This window comes from Dyadobacter sp. OTU695, from assembly GCF_038440355.1.
In the GTDB taxonomy this organism is placed as follows: domain Bacteria; phylum Bacteroidota; class Bacteroidia; order Cytophagales; family Spirosomataceae; genus Dyadobacter.
Window position 1 is genome coordinate 227,974 of sequence record NZ_JASATN010000001.1, and the last position, 18,598, is coordinate 246,571.

An 18,598-nucleotide genomic window follows, 5' to 3' on the forward strand; every position below is an offset into this window, starting at 1 on the left:
TTAGTATCCCCGCAGCTCGATGTCGTAAGACTCCATCATTTCTACACGCTTGCCCATCTTTTTTTGGATAATGTTGAAATGGTGGACGTCTTCGGGGCAAACCAGCGATATGGCCTCTCCCGGATTTTCGGCACGGCCCGTCCGGCCTATGCGGTGGACGTAATCCTTGGGCGACCGTGGTAATTCGAAATTGATCACATAGGGCAAAAACTGAATATCGATCCCCCTCGAAGCGAGATCGGTAGCCACCAGTACATTCAATTTCCCGGATTTAAACTTATTCAAAGCCTCGGTGCGTGCACCCTGGCTTTTTTTGCTATGCATGGCCATCGCGTCCACACCGTTCTTTTTCAACTTTTCGACCAGGTTATCCGCCGTCCGTGTTGCCGATACGAACACCAATACCTGTTTCATTCGTTGTGATTTGATCAGGTACCTCAATAGCGGGCCCTTCCGATCGGGATCTACGAAATAGCCGGTTTGTTGGATGAGATCCAGGTTTTGCTCCTCCTCCGCGATCTCAATACGGACCGGGTTTTTCAGCTGGTTTTTATTGATTTTGTCAACTTCATCCCCCAACGTGGCGGAGAATAATATACTCTGCCGGTTTTTGGGAAGTAAGAAGAAAATGTCGCGCATCTCATCCGCGAACCCCATATTCAGCATTTTGTCTGCTTCATCGAGTACGAGCATGCGCGTTTCGGACAAACTTAGCGCTTTATAGGAAATCAGTTCAAGCAGTCTGCCTGGCGTAGCTACAAGGATCTCCACGTTCTGCAATGCGATCATCTGCGGATTAATAGACACCCCGCCAAATACTGCCAATGTTTTTACCTTGCGCGGGAGCCTTTCACCGAAAGTTTGAAATACAACACCGATCTGCACAGCGAGCTCGCGCGTGGGAACGAGTACCAGCGCGGTAATGTGCCGGTTTTTCGCAGGAGGCAGTTGTTGAAATAATTCCAGAATGGGCAGTACAAAGCCCGCCGTCTTTCCGGAACCGGTTTTGGCAATGCCGAGCACATCATTTCCTTTCAAAATGGCTGGAATTGCGGCCTGCTGAATGGGATACGGTTGAGTATAATTCTGTTCAGCAATGGTTTTTAGTAATGGTTCGGACAATCCAAGCGATTGGAAGGAAGTTGAGGTCTCCGGCATGCGGTCATTTGTTTTGTGATTGGTGCAAAGATAGAACTACCTGGGCAAAAGCTACCGTTCCGGCCACTAACGAGAAACTTTCGATCACCAGCCATTATAGGATCATGTCATACAATCGCAGGGAATTCCTTCAAAAATTAGGGCTAGGTGCCCTTCAATTGGGCGTAATAAGTGCTATTCCTGCGTCGGCCTGGGCGTCCTCGCTCAGCTACGGACAATTGCCCCGCAGCTCGCCGGAAGCGCAGGGAATGTCCGCTAAGGGCATTCTGGATTTCGCCAATGCCGTCGAGACCGACAGGCTGAACCTGCATAGTCTGATGGTACTCAGGCAGGGAAAAGTGGTTGCGGAGGGCTGGTGGGCACCTTACGCACCTGATTTGAAACATACTTTGTATTCCCTGAGCAAAAGTTTCACTTCTACGGCCATCGGCCTCGCCGTAGCAGAAGGCAAACTGAAAGTGGACGACAAAGTGATTTCGTTCTTTCCGCAAGACAAACCCGCGACCGTCAGCGGTAATCTCGCGGCCATGCGCGTACGCGATCTGCTCAGTATGTCCACAGGTCACGATAAGGACACGACCGGCAAATTGCGTGAATCGGGTAGTGATAATTGGGTGAAGTCATTTTTGGCCCAGCCTGTCGAGCATGAGCCGGGGACTTTCTTTGTATACAACAGCGGCGCTACTTATATGCTGTCGGCCATTATTCAAAAACTGACCGGCCAAACGTTGCTGGAATACCTCAAACCACGTCTCTTCCAGCCGTTGGCGATTGAGGACGTAGATTGGGAAGTGGATCCGAAAGGCATTAACACCGGCGGGTGGGGATTGAGGGTGAAAACGGAGGATATTGCCAAATTTGGGCAGTTGTATCTGCAAAAAGGCGAATACAACGGCAAGCGTATTCTGCCCGCCGCGTGGGTCGAGGAGGCAACCCGTTCGCATATCATGTCAAAAGGGAGTAACCGCAAGCCCGAGGACGACGATTGGCAGCAAGGGTACGGCTACCAGTTCTGGCGCTGCCGGAATGGCGCGTACCGTGGCGACGGTGCTTTCGGGCAGTATTGCATAGTAATGCCGAAGGAAGATATGGTGGTCGCCATTACGAGCGAAACCGGCGATATGCAGGGCATCCTTAACCACGTGTGGAACCATATACTGCCAACCGTGAAGGCGACCGGCGTTCCTGCCGACAAAGGGGTTCAGTCGGAAATGCAAAAGAAACTGGGTTCGCTGGCATTGCCGTTTACGCCCGGGAAACCGGCTTCCGAGCTGTCGGTGAAAATGAATGGAAAATCTTTCAAACTCGCCGATAATGAATTGAAGATTAACAAAGTCTCTTTTGAATTTGACAAAGGCTGGTGCTTGTTCCGGGTTACCGACGACAAGGGCGAGCACCTTGTGGTAAATGGTTTGGGTAGCTGGAAAATCGGTCTTACCGACTTGTCGACCATGCCCCTCAAACTGGTACTCACTCCTGTGCCTGGCGAAAAGAAGACCAAAATCGCAGCTAACGGAGCGTGGATCGACGACACGACCTTCGAAATGACCTGGCGGTTCATTGAAACTGCGCATTATGAAACCGTGCGATGCAAGTTCGAAGGCGACAACGTGCAGGTCGAATTCAAAAGAAGTCTCGCGATCATCGGAAACACCAAAGATCCGCGGCCTGTTTTGGTTGGGAAAGTGGTCGCATAGCACTTTCCCTATTATGAACATTCAAATCTCTAACAATAAAAACTTTATGAAAAAGAACATCTTCCTGGCCCTTTTGATGACGGTAGTTGCATTCGGGGCGAATGCGCAGAAATTCAGAGGACTGGACAAAAGCCCCCGCGATATTGCCTATTTTCCTGACCATTTCGCACACGACCGAAAAGACGGCGAGAAAGCGTTGGTAAAAGTTTCATACAGCCGCCCTTACCTTCAGGGTCGCGAGATCTTTGGCAAAAAGGAGCCCTACGGCAAGGTCTGGCGCCTCGGAGCGGATGAATCAACAGAGATCAGATTCTATGAGGATGCGACTTTCGGCGGTAAAAAAGTGAAAGCTGGTACCTATTCCATGTTCGCGATTCCGAATGAAAAGGAATGGACGATTATCCTCAGTTCGGACGTCGACTACTGGGGCGCTTATAAATACAAGGAAGCCAATGACGTGCTGCGTGTGACGGCGCCGGTTAAAAAGGCGGATGCACCGATCGAGAATTTTTCTATCGTGTTTGAAAAGGTTTCGGATAAAGCTGCGAAAATGTATCTCGGCTGGGAAACCACTATCGTAGAAGTGCCTGTATCGTTCTGAAACCGCTGATGGCACGGTTCTTTCCCCGGATCGATATCTCACCAACAGACTAGTAAGATGGCAGATATCAATGACCAGATCGAACAATTCTTTGAAGCATATGAAAAGCGGTTTGCCGAAGGGCTTGCCGGTAATGCGGTAGCGGAGGAAACCGCGAAGGTTTTCGCGGATTTCTTTGTCGAAGCCAGTCCGGTAGGTATTTCGGGGGGTAAAAATGACCAGGGTTTCCTCGACGCCGTGCCGAAAGGCTATGATTTTTACCGCTCCATCGGCATTACTAAAATGGAGATCACGCAGCTGGACATCACTGAACTGAACGAGCTGCATTACATGGTGGAAGTGTACTGGAAGTCGTCTTACGAAAAGGACGAGCAGCCGGATTTCATCGAGTTCAGCGTGATTTACTTCTTGCAACATCTGAACGGGACGCTGAAAGTGTTCGCTTATATTACCGGCGATGAACAGGCTGTTTTGAAGGAAAGAGGCTTGGTATAGTCGCCGGATACTGGCATTATTATTGTAAAAGCTGGTCGGGAGTTTGAAGCTCCTGACCAGCTTTTTATATTAATATTCATCCATATGAAGAAACACCACTTCACTTTCACAGGTTTGCTGGCCCTTGCATTGCTTGTGGGCTGCAACAGTGAAAAGAAAGAAAAGGAAGAAGCGGCTCAAAGCGGGCCCGACTCCGTTGCTACCGCTGTTGACAGTCTCTCACTACCTGCGCCGTTCGCTACCGAGTCCGTGGAAAACAGGCCGAAGGAAGACGGATGGCCCGATGGCAAAATGCCCGTCGCACCGGAGGGTTTTGTTGTGACGCGGTTCGCCGACAAATTCAAAAGCCCGCGCTGGACGTACATTGCGCCGAATGGCGACATTTTTGTGGCGGAATCCGGTACGAAAAACAGTGCCGACAGGATCACGCTCCTGCGTGACGTGAACAAGGACGGTATGCCGGAAATGCGGGAGATTTTCCTCGAAAAACTCAACAAACCGCTCGGTATGCTGGTACTGAATGGGTTTTTCTATGTGGCGAACACGGACGGCCTTTACCGCTACCCTTACAAAGACGGTGAAACCAAAATCACTTCAAAAGGTCAAAAAATCGTGGAGCTGCCCGCAGGCGGTTATAACAACCACTGGACGCGTAACCTGCTGGCTAATGCGGATGGCAGCAAAATCTACATTTCCGTCGGCTCGGCAAGTAATGTGGCCGACCACGGGATGGACGAGGAGAAACGACGGGCGAATATCCTTGAAATTAATCCGGATGGCTCGGGCGAGCGCGTGTACGCGAGCGGGCTGCGTAACCCCGTCGGAATGGACTGGGCGCCCGGTTCCAATGTGTTGTGGACAGCAGTAAATGAACGCGATAAGCTGGGCGATGATCTCGTGCCCGACTACATTACAAGCGTGAAGGAAGGCGGTTTTTATGGCTGGCCGTATGCTTATTTCGGTCGGAACGAAGATCCGCGCAGGAAAGGCGAGCGACCCGACCTTGTGAAGAAGACCCTTGTACCCGATGTACCGGTTGGATCTCATACAGCATCGCTGGGCCTGGCATTTTATAACAAAACCCAATTCCCGGCCAAATACCATAACGGTGCATTCGTGGGCCAGCACGGCTCGTGGAATCGCTCGAAACTTTCGGGATACAAAGTAGTTTTTGTGCCTTTTAAAAACGGAAAGCCGGCGGGTAAGCCCGAAGACTTCCTTACCGGTTTCGTAGAGAGTGAAAAGAAGGTGTATGGCCGGCCCGTAGACGTGACGGTAATGAATGACGGCTCGCTGCTGGTAAACGACGATTCGGGCAATGTTATCTGGCGCGTGAGTGCCAAATAGAAATTGTTAGCTGTGGGAATAAAATAGCGGCCTGGTGAGTAATCAGGCCGTTTTTGTGGAGTATAGGAAAGATTTTTAAAAGTTTTTTCGATTTTACTTGGAAAAATATACCGATCAGTATATTTTTGTCATGTAATTCTGTTCAACAGAAGGAGCCGGGCCAATTCCGGTTTTAATTTTCAAAAATAAAATACCAATCGGTATATTTTAAACTCGAGAAACAATGAAAACTACTGGAAATACAATTCTCATCACCGGCGGAAGTGCCGGTATCGGTTTCGAATTCGCAAAAGCATTCACCTCAAAAGGTAATCATGTAATTATCACCGGCCGTAATGAAGAACGTTTGCAAAAGGCTGCGGCGCAACTTACTAATGTAACGCCTATCGTGTTCGACGTGGCCGACAAACAATCTACCGACGAATTAGTGGCCCGCCTGAAAAATGAATTCCCCGAACTGAATGTCGTGATCAACAATGCTGGGAAAGCGTCTTACTATCAGCTGGATGGCAACGAGGACGCCGCAACGCTGGCCGAGGAGGAAATTACGACCAATTACCTGGCTATTATCCGACTGAACCAGCAACTATTGCCATTGCTCCAAAAAGCGGATGAGGCGGCTATCGTAACGGTTTCCAGCATCGCGGGCCTTGTTCCAAACCATTTCCTGCCGACCTATGCGGCAAGTAAGGCAGCATTGCACTCTTACACGCAATCGCTTCGCATTACGCTAGGCAAAGCTTCCAACATTAAAGTATTCGAAATACTGCCTCCGCTCGTCGATACCGAATTCTCGGCTGAAATCGGTGGTGCTACGAATGGCATTCCTGCCAAACAAGTGGCCGATGAACTCGTGGAAGCATTTGAGAGCAATACGTACGAAATTCTGACAGGTCGTACAGCTGATGTTTTCCAGCTATTTTTGAGTAACCCGGCAGCGGCCCTCCAAGCGATGAACCCGGGCGTCGAGGTGCAAACTGTCTGAGACAGGCGTTCCGAAAAGTAACCTCTTAGACACAATAATCACATCGGATATGAGACAGAAAATCGCATTTGCCATGATCATGGGCGTCATTACGACGGGCATAATTTCCTTCGCTTTGATCTCCCTAAATATTGGATTTGTTGCCAATTTTTTGGTGATTTGGCTCAAATCTTGGAGCATGTCGTATCTGATCGTCATCCCGGCAATCCTGCTGATTGGCCCGAAGGTGCAGAAACTGGTCGACGATATCTTCAAAGATACACTGACTCAGGAGGTTGACTAAGCGCTTCTGATGTCTTAGATCAAATAATCAAACTGTATGAAAAGAGTAGTAGTTACCGGCCTGGGGGTTATTTCTCCGCTGGGGAATTCTGTGGACGAATTCTGGCAAAATATTGTGAATGGTAAAAGCGGTGCGGCTACCATTACTAAAATGGATGTTTCCAAATTCAAAACACAGTTCGGCTGCGAAGTGAAAGACTTCAAACCCGAAGATTATATCGAGAAAAAGGAACTCAAAAAATACGATCTGCATACCCAGTATGCGATTGCAGCGTCGGATACGGCGATCAGGGACGCGGGACTGGATTTTACGAATATCGATCTGGAAGACCGTTACGATATGGGCGTGATCTGGGCTACCGGAAATGGTGGTATGGGTACTTTTGAAGACCAGTTGCTGGAATTCCACGCATCGGGTGGGGTGCCGCGTTTCAATCCTTTCTTTATTCCCAAAATGATTGTGGATATCGCCGCTGGTGTGATCTCGATCCGCCACAAGCTGCACGGCCCTAACTATTGTACCGTTTCTGCCTGTGCTTCTTCCAACACGGCATTGATCAGCGCATTTGATACGATCCGCATGGGTAAAGCCAAGCTGATGGTGGCTGGCGGCTCGGAAGCGGCCATTATTTACTCCGCATTGGGTGGTTTCAGCGCGGCACAGGCACTTTCGAAAAGAAATGATGATCCCGCAACCGCTTCAAGGCCATTCGATAAAGATCGCGACGGTTTTGTCATGGGCGAAGGAGCTGCCGCATTGATCCTCGAAGACCTGGAATATGCCAAAGCGAGAGGCGCGAAAATATATGCCGAAATCGTCGGCGGCGGAATGGCTGCGGATGCTTACCACCTCACAGGAACACCCCCTGATGGTATGGGGGCTGCATTAGGCATGAAAAAGGCCCTGAAAGAAGCCGGAATCACCGCTGATAAAATCGACTACGTGAATGCGCACGCGACGTCCACCGGCCTGGGGGATATGAGTGAATTGCATGGAATGAAAACGGTATTTGGCGATCATCCGGTAGCGATCAGCGCCACCAAATCCATGACCGGCCACTTGCTGGGTGCTGCGGGAGCACTTGAAAGCATCGTTTGCGCCCTGGCGGTGAAGAACGATATCATTCCGGGTACGATCAACACCGAAAACCTCGACGAGGCGATTCCCGAAGGCATGAATATCGTATTGGGCAAATCGCTGAACCAGACGGTGCATTACGCGCTGAACAACACCTTCGGTTTCGGAGGGCATACAGCGACTTCCATATTCAAAAAATATACGGAGTAGGGCGTTGCCTTACTCCGTGATTTCCGAAAGGATTTCTACTACCCCGTTTTCATCGTTGCTTTTGGCGATGAAACGGGCTATTTTTTTGATATCCGGATGGGCATTCGCCATTGCGTACGAGTAATGCGCCTTTTTGAGCATTTCAAGATCGTTGAGGTAATCCCCGAACACCATCGTCTGCTCGGCCGTAACCTTGAATTTTTCCTGCAAAACCTCCATTGCACGGCCTTTGTTGGCCTTTTTGTGCGAAATATCCAGCCATATCGGCCCGGAGACTTTTACTTGCAGGTCGTCTTCGTATTTCTTGTAATGCGGGTAGCTGTTCACTTCGGAGCCAGCCAGGTCGCATAGTGTGAATTTCAAAAACTTGTCGTCTGTAATTTCGAGCAGGTCGTTCACCACCTCGTATCTTTCAAAATAGAGTTTGAGGTGATTGATAAACTCCTCGTCGTCATTTTCAACGTAGGCCTTCTTTTTTCCGCAAATGATCGGATAGGTGTTTTTGATCTTTCTTGAAATCAATATCAGCTCGCGGGTAACCTCGGGGTCGATCGCCTGAATGTGGATTTCTTCGCCTCTAAACACGACATAGCTGCCATTTTCGGCAGCAAAAATGACTTCGTCCTTCACCGCATCGAGGGTTTTGACGAGGTTGAAATACTGACGACCACTGGCTGCTACAAAAATGATCCCGTGATTTATAAGCTTTCGAAAAACGGGGAAAAAGGATTCGTGGATTTCATGTTTGGAGTTCAACAGCGTACCGTCCATATCGGTAGCCACCAGCCGGATGTCGGAAAATGTCATACTTGATTAAATATTGCCTTACTAATCAAGCCAAATAAGCCGGCTATGGTTCCTCTTTTACTGCTTTTCTAGAATATTCGGTACTGTACGCCTACGCGCCAGACACGCATGTAAAGCTCGGTTGGGCCGCCTGCCCAGCCGTTAAGCCAGTTTGTAACCCCGTGCGAGTAATTGACGGTCAGGCCGAGCCGTTTCCCGGATATTTTCGCCTCGATCCTGGGACGGAAATCAAGCCCGGGTGCGAGGCCGTCGCGATCGGTGTATTGGTCATCTTCAAATACTTCCCGCACTACCAGCCGACTCGAGCTGCTCAGTCCTACCCCGAAATCGGCCCCTCCACGGAGGGAAATGTCCAGGTTCTCGGCCAATGAAAAATTATAGCCGACACTTGGGAAAATGTTGATGAAATGGTTTCGGGTAATACTGTAAGCATTTTCGGTGTTAAAGATCATGTCGTCAATCTGGTAGTTCTCTACATTGATCCGTGTTCGGAGGTTCTCATAGCCAGCTTCCAGGCCCAGCAGGAAATGATTTTTATACTCATACTGCATAGCCAGGCTTGCACCGTAAGTAGTCGCGGGCACATTGCCCAGGTAACTGGCTTCGCGAAGAGCGCAATCACAGAAAGGACCACCAGTGCCGGACGAAGTCGTTTTTTGGGCGCTCGGGCCGGCAAAGCGCGAAATTCCGCTGTTAAGACCGACAGAAAGGGTGGTCCGCTGGGCAAGGCTGAGCTGGCAAAACAATAGAAATGGAAGGATGTAAAAGATTTTCATGGACTTAGGTTTTGGAGTGGAAACTGCCTGGTTGACACGGCGTGTCTACCAACGGTTGCATTATGAGGGAGTTAATTTTCGAAGACTAATATCGTTTTCGGGCGAACTGACACGAACCCGGCTGCATTTTTTGCTGTTTCAAAATCAGCTTGCTACACCACATCCACAGCCTGATGAAATTTTCGAAGTACTACCTTACCGCATTTGTTTCGTTTGTGATCTGGGGCTTTTTTAGTCTTGCCCTCAAACCTTTGAAGGACTATCCATCGCTCGATATCCTATTTTACCGCGTGTTCATGTGTGCTGCGGTAATGGGCGTGATCAGTTTGCTGGTACGTGTGAAGGTTTTGAAAGAAAGCATTGCTGCATTTAAAGCGATGCCTAAGCCGCGGCAACGTCAGGTCGCATTCCTTACGTTGATCGGCGGGGTACTGCTGACGGCCAACTGGTTTTTCTTTATTTATGTGATGAACCATATCAGCGTCAAAGCCGCTTCGTTCGCCTACCTTGTCTGCCCGATCATGACAACCGTGATCGCTTTTTTCGTACTGGATGAAAAGCTCAGTAAATGGCAATGGACGGCGGTAATGCTTAGTGTTTTGAGTTGTATACTATTGTCGTTCAATAATATAGCCGATATTCTTTACAGTCTGATCGTAGCAGCTTCTTATGCACTCTACCTTGTGAGCCAGCGCAAGAATGCGGGAATCGACAAGTTCCTGGTTCTCACGATTCAGATCGTGTTTTCTGCCCTGTTGCTTCTGCCGTTTTATCCAAAATACAGCGCCGAGCTGCCCACAGAGGTTTCATTTTACGTACTGATCACCCTGATCGCCGTCGTTTTTACGATCATTCCGCTGTTTATGAATTTGTACGCATTGCAGGGAGTGACCTCGTCGACCATGGGTATTTTGTTGTATATCAATCCTCTGATGAACTTTGCCATAGCGCTGTTCTACTTTCACGAACCGATTAATGCGACGCAGATCACGGCCTATTCGCTGATCCTGCTATCGATCATCATTTTCAACGAGCGCTTTATTTTCGGTCGGGGCCGCACCGCCGTCGCCTGATTTGCGGTAGGCAGCCGAACGGATGAAACGGCCGAAATGGAAGCTTTCAGCAGTAATCCGGAAGTTGTAGGTTTTAAAGAGAGCCTGCATATCGGGTAGTTCATTTGCTTCCACGTGACTGATATTCTTAAAGAAAACATACATCGAGCGCAGCAGGGCCTTCTGCCAGAAGCGATTCATGCCTTTGTCGATATGAAAATCGGTAAAAAGCCACCAACCGCCGTTTTCAAGCATATTATTCAATTTTTGAAAAACTAGCTGCGCCCGCTCGCGGCTGAAATTGTCGAAAAGAAAAGGCGTCATGACAACTTCATAGGCAGTCGGCGCAGTGTAATCTTCGATTGCCGCATGAATGAATGCGACCTGATTTTGCTTGAAATCCCTTTTTCTGGCCAGATCCTGCATATTCGAAGAGATTTCGACATAGTCAATCGCTAATCCTGATGGATGAACCCTGGCTATTTCTTCGAGTATCCAGCCCGTGCCGCCGCCCACGATGAGCACGCGTGCGGGAGGAGCCAGGAGCGGTACCAATGATTGCTGCGCACGAACGATCGCTTTCCCGAATACCAGCCTGCTCAGTCTGTCATAGTTGGCGGCAATGCGATCGTAATTGTTTACCATATCCCGTGCAGATTTTGATATACAAAAAAACTGCCCGCGATCCCGCATAGTGCCTTCACCAGCAACAGTCCGTCGATCACGATAAGATAGAACAAAATGCTGTGTCGCCGCTGCAGCGAGAATGCCACTGCCAGCAGGCACACAAATGGCACCATATTGAAGAGTATCGTCGGAATGCCGAAATGCCGGTAAACTGCAAATGCCAGGAAAGAAAGCAATCCTACGAGCAGAAGGGGAATCAGTACGAGATAGATTGTATTCCGCAGCCCCATTCTCACTGCAAATGTTTTCAGTTGGATATTTGCGTCGTCCTCATAGTCTTTCATATCGAACATAATGGCGTTGACGGTACAAAACATCCAGTTTTTTGTAAAAAGCCAGACCATCAGCAAGGGTTCCGCGGCCGTAATGCCCTGTTCGGTTTTCGATGCCGCCACGGGGAAAAGGTTTACGCATCCCGCCCATACGAACCCGATTACAAACGCTTTCAACCAGCCGGTCCGCCTCAGGTTAAAGGAAATAAGTGATTTGGGAAGTAAACCATAATAAAGCACCGCGGCAAGCGGCACCACCGACAAAACCAGCCAGTAATGGAGGGGCAGATGTAGTATCCCATCGATATTTTCCACCAGGTACCAGCTTCCCAGCGCCGCGCATATGCTGAACAGGGTCAGCTGGCTGACCCGCACGAACCGGTAATGCAACCGGTACCATTCGGTCCTGGGATTAGCAGAGACTTTCGGCGCTACCGGCCCCGAATAGGCAATGGTGTAATAGAATACCGTCGTACAGAAGAGGAGAATGTAATAGGCGGGGGAGTTGAGGGGGATATTCAGTTGAAAGGCCGTTTCGACAGATAATGCCACCGCCAGCAGTCCGACGAAGTAGTTGGCAAAAAATACGAATGCGGTAATTCTGTTTAACATATCTGCCTGTAAACCAGCGTCGGGCAAATGCCTGATGCCGGAATAATATAATTAAAATATCAATTTAGAATTTTTTAAGAGCGTGCGGAAAGCATCATCGTGATTTCCTACATTAGGCAACGATATTTCTTAAACCACCAATTACATGAAAAAAATCTATTTACTCCTGACCCTTTGTCTCTCCACCCAGGCAGGTATTGTTTTCGCGCAAAATAAGGAGCCTGTCGGGAAAGACCCGGTCAGGATTGACCCCGTGGTTGAAAACATCGTGAAAGAGGCCACAGAAAACTCACAACTTGAAAAACTGGGCCACGAGTTGATGGACGTGATCGGTCCGAGGCTCGTAGGATCGCCGCAAATGCAGCAGGCACACGAATGGGCGGTCGCTAAATACAAAGGCTGGAATATCCCGGCAAAAAATGAGAAATGGGGCGAATGGCGGGGTTGGGAACGTGGCGTGTCGCATATCGACATGGTGGCGCCGCGTGTGAAATCGCTGGAAGGAATGCAGCTCGCGTGGAGCCCCGGAACGAACGGTAAAACGGTCACCGCCGACGTGATAATTCTGCCCGACGTGGCCGATTCCGTGGCATTTCAAAAGTGGCTGCCCACTGCGAAAGGCAAATTTGTACTCATCAGCATGAACCAGCCCACCGGCCGGCCGGATTACAACTGGCAGGAATTTGGCACGAAAGAGTCATTTGAGAAGATGAAAAAGGAACGCGATGCGCAGACCGAAGCATGGGCGAACCGGTTAAAAAAGACTGGCTATACTTCCCGCACATTGCCGCCGGCATTGGAAAAGTCGGGTGCTGCGGGTGTGGTCATGTCGTATTGGTCAAAGGGTTTTGGTGCTAATAAAATTTTTGGAGCTTATACCAAAACTATCCCAACGGTAGATATTTCACTGGAAGATTACGGATTGCTTTATCGCCTTGCCGAATCGGGGCACACGCCGAAAATCAGCGTGCGTGCGGATGCGAAGGAAACAGGAATAAGCCAGACATTCAACACGGTAGGAGAGATCAAAGGCACCGAAAAGCCGAACGAATACGTGATCCTCTCCGCGCATTTCGACTCTTGGGATGGCGGTACCGGCGCCACCGACAATGGTACTGGTACACTGGTGATGATGGAAGCCATGCGGATTCTGAAAAAGGTATATCCCAATCCTAAAAGAACTATTCTCGTAGGCCACTGGGGAAGCGAGGAGCAAGGACTTAACGGCTCCCGCGCATTTGTGGAAGACCATCCGGAAATCGTGCAAAATATCCAGGCGGTATTTAACCAGGACAATGGCACGGGCCGGGTTGTTAATCTTTCCGGCCAGGGTTTCCTGAATGCCTACGAATACCTTACCCGCTGGCTTTCCAAAGTTCCTGAGCCGATCCGCACACCTATCGAGACCAAATTTCCCGGCGCTCCCGGTACCGGCGGTTCCGATTTTGCCTCGTTTGTAGCGGCTGGCGCCCCGGCGTTTTCGCTGAGCTCATTGAACTGGTCGTACGGCACCTATACCTGGCATACCAACCGCGATACTTATGACAAGATCGTATTTGATGATGTTAGAAGCAATGCGATCCTGGCCGCCATCCTGGCCTATCAGGCGAGTGAAGACCCTGTGAAGACTTCACGCGACAAGAGTATTTTGCCCATCGACGCGAAAGGCGTACCCGGCGCATGGCCGGAGCCACGCAAGCCTACACGTCGCGGGGGACTGGATTAATAGCTGCATAACCCATTTTTGAAAGCAAAGGCATATATTGTCTTTGCTTTTTTTATTCAACCGAATTCCACAAACAATGCAAATAGAGATCATAGAGGAGCCAATTGAAGAAGTACTAGTTGTCCGCCCGTTTGAACAGGACGCAGGACCCGCCAACCAGGAAATGTTTAAGGGAGAGAAAGGGGAATTATGGTGGTATTCCTCGAAAGAACTCTGGCTAGGATTGGGCAAGACCCCCAAACTTCCCGCGATCACGAAAATTTTCAGATCTGTTTTTTTCAAAAGAAAAGACCGCTGGCCAGTGCACATGGTACTCGACGCGCGCGGACGGGGAGCGGAATGGATAGGTAACGCCGTAAACGGCATTGTTTTGGGTGGATATGACCTGCAACTCTACAAAACTGAGCCGAAAGCGATGAGTGCGTTTTTTAAATCCGGCAAACTATCGATTTTATCTGATGAAAGTTCGGAAGTTAAACTGTCGGCCTGGAATGCCTTAAAAACAGCATTGGTGCAGATACGGGTAATGGATTTGATGAACGCACCCGCCAACTATAAAAAGCCGGCAACGCTGGCGGAATGGGCCCGGAACTCTGGTGCGGAGAATGGATATTCGGTTCAGATATTGGAGAAAAAGCAATTGGAAGAACAGGGAATGCATGCCTTGCTGGCCGTAAATAAGGGGAGCGACGAGCCGCCGGTGATGATCGTTTCGGAGTATAAACCGGAGCATTATACGCAAACGGTGGCGCTGGTAGGTAAAGGCGTCACATTCGATACGGGCGGCATTTCCATTAAACCATCCGCCAATATGCATTTGATGAAAAGCGATATGGGCGGCGCGGCGGCGGTTCTCGGTACGGTTGAGCTGGCGGCACAGTTGCAATTGCCAATTCGGATAATCGGCGTAATACCTTCCACTGAAAATTCCGTCGATGGCTCGGCGATGAAGCCTGGTGATGTAATAGGTTCCTATGCCGGCAAAACGATCGAGGTGATCGATACCGATGCGGAAGGCAGGCTCATTCTGGCCGATGGCGTGCATTATGCGGTCAAAAATTATCAGCCGGATGTACTTATTGATCTGGCGACGCTTACCGGCAGCATTATCCAGACGCTCGGTTACGAGGCGGCTGGCCTTTTTACACCCAACGACACTCTTGCGGCAGCGCTCACCCAGGCTGCGGATGAAACCGGGGAGCGTTTGTGGCGACTACCGGTTTGGGATGAATATAAGGAGGAAATCAACTCCGACATTGCGGATGTGAAGAACTACCATGGCAAGCCGCTCGCCGGGGCGATCGTGGCAGCCAAATTTCTGGAAGTATTTACAGCCGGGCATCAGGCCTGGGCGCACCTTGACATTGCGGGAATGGCATTCGGGGACACTGACTTCGCGCCCGGCCGTGCCGGAACAGCCTATGGTGTCAGGCTGCTCATCAACTACCTCACGAAGCTGGCCGTTTAGCAATGGGACCGCGGGGTTGTTACGGAAATTTAACCGGGGCTTTTCTTGCCAAAATGGTTCTTTTTGCTAGATTTGAGAATATATGCTTATAGGCAACGCTTGTCCATGAAAGCAGTGACCGTCCACCAAACTTCGTTTTATGACCCGAACTCTGACTTTTCTCTGCATTTCCACCTATTTCAAAGGCAACGACTTTTTGAAGGCGCTTAAAGATGCCGGCAACACGGTATTTTTGATTACTGCCAAAAAACTGGAAAATAAACCCTGGGTCAGGGAAGCCGTGGATGAGTTTTTCTATGTGGAAGAGGAGGAAGACGGGACTTACAACATGAATGAGATCATCACAGGTCTCGCGTTTGTGATGCGTACGCGCCCGATCGACCGTGTCGTGGCACTGGATGATTTCGACGTGGAGAAAGCCGCGCATATCCGTGAATACTTCCGTATTCCGGGCATGGGGCAGACGACCGGCCGCTATTTCCGTGACAAGCTGGCCATGCGTACGAAAGCATTGGAATCAGGCATCCTTGTACCCGGCTTTTCAGCGCTTTTCAATGATGACCAGGTCAACCGGTTTATCGAGAAATATCCCGGCCCGTGGATGATCAAGCCGCGTTCGGAGGCGTCGGCATCAGGCATTCAGAAGCTGAGCACGGCTGAGGAACTTTGGAATACCATTCACGAACTGGGAGATAAGCGGCATGCCTACCTCGTAGAACAATACAAGCCGGGCGATGTCTACCACGTCGATTCGATCTCTTACAACGGGATTGTCATATTCTCATGGAACAGCAAGTACCTGGCCCCTCCATTCGACGTGGCGCATGGCGGCGGTATATTCCGCTCCGTTACCGTACCGCTGGATTCTTCCGAGGAACACGCGTTACAGACGCTCGCCGTGGATTTGCTTAAAGCTTTTGGACTGAAACACAGCGCTTCGCATACGGAGGTAATCCGTTGCTATGACGACGGGAAGTATTATTTTCTCGAAACATCGTCCCGCGTCGGCGGCGCGCATCTTTCGGAAATGGTAGAAGCGTCGTCGGGCATCAACCTCTGGAAGGAATGGGCACGGATGGAAACGGCCGAAGCCAAAGGGGAAAACTACAAATTGCCACCTGTCAGGAAAGAATATTCCGGCATTATCATTTCACTGGCGCGCCAGGAATGGCCTGATCTGTCGGTTTTCAACGATCCGGAGATCGTGTGGCGAATGAACGAACCTTACCATGTCGGCTTGGTCGTAAGATCCAAATCGCGCGATAAGGTGCTCGAACTGATGGATAAATATGCGGCCATCGTCCAGAAGAAATACCACGCCTCCGCGCCGGCACCGAAGAAACCGGCGCATTGACAACTATTTTTTGGGGATAGGCGCATTGGTAGCCAGGTAATTTTCCAGGCTTTTGAGCTGAGCGGTCCAATATTCCTCAAACATCCCGATCCATTGCCGGACTTCGCTGAACCCGTTCTGGTTCAGCACGCAATACCGTTCACGCCCTTTTTCTTCAATATTTATGAACCCCGCATTTTGCAGGATTTTGATATGTTTTGAAACCGCCGGACGGCTGATATCAAAATTCTCGGCAATCGCGGTGATCGAGCGCTTCTCTTTGGCCACCATCATCAATATTTCCCTGCGCCCGGGATCCGCGAGGGCCTGGAAAGGGTCCACAGTTTCCGTACTCATGCGAAATGTGCTTCAAAAGCCTTTTTGAAAGCTTTGTTGACAATTTTCTTCCAACCCATTTCCATGATGAAGCTGGTGAGCATATTCTTCGGTCCTGTAAATCCGGTATGTTCCAGCCGCAGCTCGGTACCTCCGTCTTTGGGTTCTAAGATCCACGTAACGACGGTTTCCAGCGTAGTAACACCCGGCTTTGGCCCTCCCTTGAAACTGTAAGAAAGCCGTTTCAGAGGCTCGATTTCCAGAATTTTGTGATACATAATCCCGTCCCAATTCTGTGCGGGCCGCGGCTTTTGCTGCGTCTGGCATTCAAATCCTATCTCTGGCTTGAAGTCCTTCATCGGGCTCCATTTAACAAGGATCTCCGGATTGGTAAGACATTCCCAGATCATTTCGGGAGGGTAAGGATAAAACCATTTGAGTTTAATATCGCGCTTCATAATGCGTAACTTTTTTGTTACACAAATTTATATGTAACTTTTTTGTTACGCAATTTTTAAGAAAAAGTTTTTTGTAGAAGTGTGTTACCAAATGGAAGATGAGACGTCTAAATGGGTGGATTAAAACATCACCAATATGGAAGAACTCGGAAAGTCGGAATTGCTAAGCGCAGTGAGGCAGCTTATTGATGAAAGCAGGCGAAGTGTAGCGTTAGCAGTGAATGCCGAGATAACTGTGCTGCATTATCGAGTGGGACAGCAGATCAACCAGGAAATTTTGAAAGACAGTCGGGCAGATTATGGTAAGAGGGTTTTACGCGAGTTGAGTGTCAGGCTCGTAGCAGACTATGGGCCAGGATGGAGCGAAAAGCATTTGCGGCATTGCATCAAGTTTGAGTCAGTTTTTCCTGACTATTCGATTGTCTCCGCGCTGCGGAGGCAATTCAGCTGGACGCATTTAAAAACGCTAATGTATATCGAGAATCCGGTGAAACGCGAGTTCTACATCGAAATGTGTAAAATTGAGCGATGGTCGTCCCGGCAGTTACAAGAGCGTATCCAATCCATGCTCTACGAGCGTACCGCCATCAGCAAAAAGCCGGAAGACGTGATCATCAACGACCTGGAAAAGCTCAAAACCGAACAAAAGCTGAATCCCGACCTGGTTTTCAAAGATCCTTACTTCCTGGATTTTCTGGGCCTGAAAGATGCGTATTCTGAGAAAGATCTTGAAGCTTCGATCATCGTGGAATTGCAGCGCTTCATCATTGAAATGGGCAGCGATTTTGCGTTCATGGCCCGGCAAAAGCGCATTACCATCGATCATCGCGATTATTTCATCGATTTACTTTTCTATCATCGACGACTCAAATGCCTCGTGGTAGTAGATCTGAAAATGGGCGAGTTCGAAGCCGGCTTTAAAGGACAGATGGAGCTTTACCTGCGGTTTTTGGAAAAATATGAGAAGGTAGAAGGCGAGAACGACCCGATCGGGTTGATACTGTGCTCCGGAAAGAGCAGCGAACATATCGAACTGATGCAGCTGGACAGAAGCAATATCCGCGTCGCCGATTATCTGACGGCTTTGCCTTCGCAACAGGTTTTGCAAGACAAATTGCATAAGGCCGTCGAGATCGCGCGGCACAAAATGGAGCAGCCCGATTTCCCGAAAACAAAAACAGGCCTGCCATTCGAATAGCAGACCTGTCGGTATGTTTT

General features: G+C 49.6%; 19 protein-coding genes. 12 read left to right on the top strand and 7 right to left on the bottom strand.

Annotated elements, in window-relative coordinates:
• Positions 1-1,158 carry a DEAD/DEAH box helicase gene (locus AAHB90_RS01045; protein ID WP_342083048.1) on the bottom strand — a complete coding sequence of 386 codons (1,158 nt, stop codon included), beginning with the start codon at positions 1,156-1,158 and terminating at the stop codon, positions 1-3.
• 104 nt (positions 1,159-1,262) lie between these two features.
• Here AAHB90_RS01045 and AAHB90_RS01050 point away from each other — a divergent pair, with 104 nt between their 5' ends.
• The 7 genes from AAHB90_RS01050 (at position 1,263) to fabF (ending at position 7,853) form a co-directional block, all read left to right on the top strand.
• On the top strand, positions 1,263-2,855 hold the full coding sequence (locus AAHB90_RS01050) for a serine hydrolase domain-containing protein (protein ID WP_342083049.1): 1,593 nt from the start codon (positions 1,263-1,265) through the stop codon (positions 2,853-2,855).
• 46 nt (positions 2,856-2,901) lie between these two features.
• Positions 2,902-3,456 carry a DUF2911 domain-containing protein gene (locus tag AAHB90_RS01055; RefSeq protein ID WP_342083050.1) on the top strand — a complete coding sequence of 185 codons (555 nt, stop codon included), beginning with the start codon at positions 2,902-2,904 and terminating at the stop codon, positions 3,454-3,456.
• Between the two features lie 57 nt (positions 3,457-3,513).
• Positions 3,514-3,951: a hypothetical protein gene (locus AAHB90_RS01060; RefSeq protein WP_342083051.1), complete on the top strand. Its 438-nt coding sequence runs from the start codon at positions 3,514-3,516 to the stop codon at positions 3,949-3,951.
• Between the two features lie 84 nt (positions 3,952-4,035).
• Positions 4,036-5,298: a PQQ-dependent sugar dehydrogenase gene (locus tag AAHB90_RS01065; protein WP_342083052.1), complete on the top strand. Its 1,263-nt coding sequence runs from the start codon at positions 4,036-4,038 to the stop codon at positions 5,296-5,298.
• A 223-nt stretch (positions 5,299-5,521) separates the two neighbouring features.
• The gene (locus tag AAHB90_RS01070) at positions 5,522-6,283 is read left to right on the top strand and encodes an SDR family oxidoreductase (RefSeq protein ID WP_342083053.1); all 762 of its coding nucleotides are present in this window, start codon (positions 5,522-5,524) and stop codon (positions 6,281-6,283) included.
• A gap of 49 nt (positions 6,284-6,332) precedes the next feature.
• On the top strand, positions 6,333-6,566 hold the full coding sequence (locus AAHB90_RS01075) for a DUF2798 domain-containing protein (RefSeq protein ID WP_291043064.1): 234 nt from the start codon (positions 6,333-6,335) through the stop codon (positions 6,564-6,566).
• Between the two features lie 36 nt (positions 6,567-6,602).
• Positions 6,603-7,853: a beta-ketoacyl-ACP synthase II gene (fabF, locus tag AAHB90_RS01080; RefSeq protein WP_342083054.1), complete on the top strand. Its 1,251-nt coding sequence runs from the start codon at positions 6,603-6,605 to the stop codon at positions 7,851-7,853.
• Positions 7,854-7,862: 9 nt separating this feature from the next.
• Here fabF and AAHB90_RS01085 read toward each other — a convergent pair whose 3' ends face one another.
• Both AAHB90_RS01085 and AAHB90_RS01090 read right to left on the bottom strand, forming a co-directional pair.
• Positions 7,863-8,660 carry an HAD family hydrolase gene (locus AAHB90_RS01085; protein WP_342083055.1) on the bottom strand — a complete coding sequence of 266 codons (798 nt, stop codon included), beginning with the start codon at positions 8,658-8,660 and terminating at the stop codon, positions 7,863-7,865.
• 68 nt (positions 8,661-8,728) lie between these two features.
• Complete coding sequence (locus AAHB90_RS01090; RefSeq protein WP_342083056.1) at positions 8,729-9,436, bottom strand: outer membrane beta-barrel protein; 708 nt, start codon at positions 9,434-9,436, stop codon at positions 8,729-8,731.
• A gap of 173 nt (positions 9,437-9,609) precedes the next feature.
• Here AAHB90_RS01090 and AAHB90_RS01095 point away from each other — a divergent pair, with 173 nt between their 5' ends.
• Positions 9,610-10,509, top strand: coding sequence for an EamA family transporter (locus tag AAHB90_RS01095; RefSeq protein ID WP_342083057.1), 900 nt, complete (start codon positions 9,610-9,612; stop codon positions 10,507-10,509).
• Here the strand turns inward: AAHB90_RS01095 and AAHB90_RS01100 are convergent.
• The gene (locus AAHB90_RS01100; RefSeq protein ID WP_342083058.1) at positions 10,447-11,133 is read right to left on the bottom strand and encodes a class I SAM-dependent methyltransferase; all 687 of its coding nucleotides are present in this window, start codon (positions 11,131-11,133) and stop codon (positions 10,447-10,449) included. The genes AAHB90_RS01095 and AAHB90_RS01100 overlap by 63 nt on opposite strands.
• Positions 11,127-12,059 carry a UbiA family prenyltransferase gene (locus AAHB90_RS01105; RefSeq protein ID WP_342083059.1) on the bottom strand — a complete coding sequence of 311 codons (933 nt, stop codon included), beginning with the start codon at positions 12,057-12,059 and terminating at the stop codon, positions 11,127-11,129. Before AAHB90_RS01105 ends, AAHB90_RS01100 begins: the two co-directional genes overlap by 7 nt.
• A gap of 145 nt (positions 12,060-12,204) precedes the next feature.
• Between AAHB90_RS01105 and AAHB90_RS01110 the strand changes: the two genes are divergently transcribed.
• From AAHB90_RS01110 to AAHB90_RS01120, 3 genes are all read left to right on the top strand, one after another.
• On the top strand, positions 12,205-13,785 hold the full coding sequence (locus AAHB90_RS01110; RefSeq protein WP_342083060.1) for a M20/M25/M40 family metallo-hydrolase: 1,581 nt from the start codon (positions 12,205-12,207) through the stop codon (positions 13,783-13,785).
• A gap of 76 nt (positions 13,786-13,861) precedes the next feature.
• Positions 13,862-15,253: a leucyl aminopeptidase family protein gene (locus AAHB90_RS01115; RefSeq protein WP_342083061.1), complete on the top strand. Its 1,392-nt coding sequence runs from the start codon at positions 13,862-13,864 to the stop codon at positions 15,251-15,253.
• Between the two features lie 139 nt (positions 15,254-15,392).
• On the top strand, positions 15,393-16,607 hold the full coding sequence (locus AAHB90_RS01120) for an ATP-grasp domain-containing protein (RefSeq protein ID WP_342083062.1): 1,215 nt from the start codon (positions 15,393-15,395) through the stop codon (positions 16,605-16,607).
• A 3-nt stretch (positions 16,608-16,610) separates the two neighbouring features.
• On the opposite strand, the gene AAHB90_RS01125 is transcribed toward AAHB90_RS01120, so the two are convergent.
• A complete protein-coding gene (locus tag AAHB90_RS01125; protein ID WP_342083063.1) occupies positions 16,611-16,943 on the bottom strand; it encodes an ArsR/SmtB family transcription factor in 333 nt (110 codons plus the stop codon).
• On the bottom strand, positions 16,940-17,380 hold the full coding sequence (locus AAHB90_RS01130) for an SRPBCC family protein (protein WP_342083064.1): 441 nt from the start codon (positions 17,378-17,380) through the stop codon (positions 16,940-16,942). Before AAHB90_RS01130 ends, AAHB90_RS01125 begins: the two co-directional genes overlap by 4 nt.
• A 136-nt stretch (positions 17,381-17,516) precedes the next feature.
• On the opposite strand from AAHB90_RS01130, the gene AAHB90_RS01135 reads away from it, so the two are divergent.
• Positions 17,517-18,578 carry a PDDEXK nuclease domain-containing protein gene (locus AAHB90_RS01135; protein ID WP_342083065.1) on the top strand — a complete coding sequence of 354 codons (1,062 nt, stop codon included), beginning with the start codon at positions 17,517-17,519 and terminating at the stop codon, positions 18,576-18,578.
• Positions 18,579-18,598 lie beyond the last annotated feature (20 nt).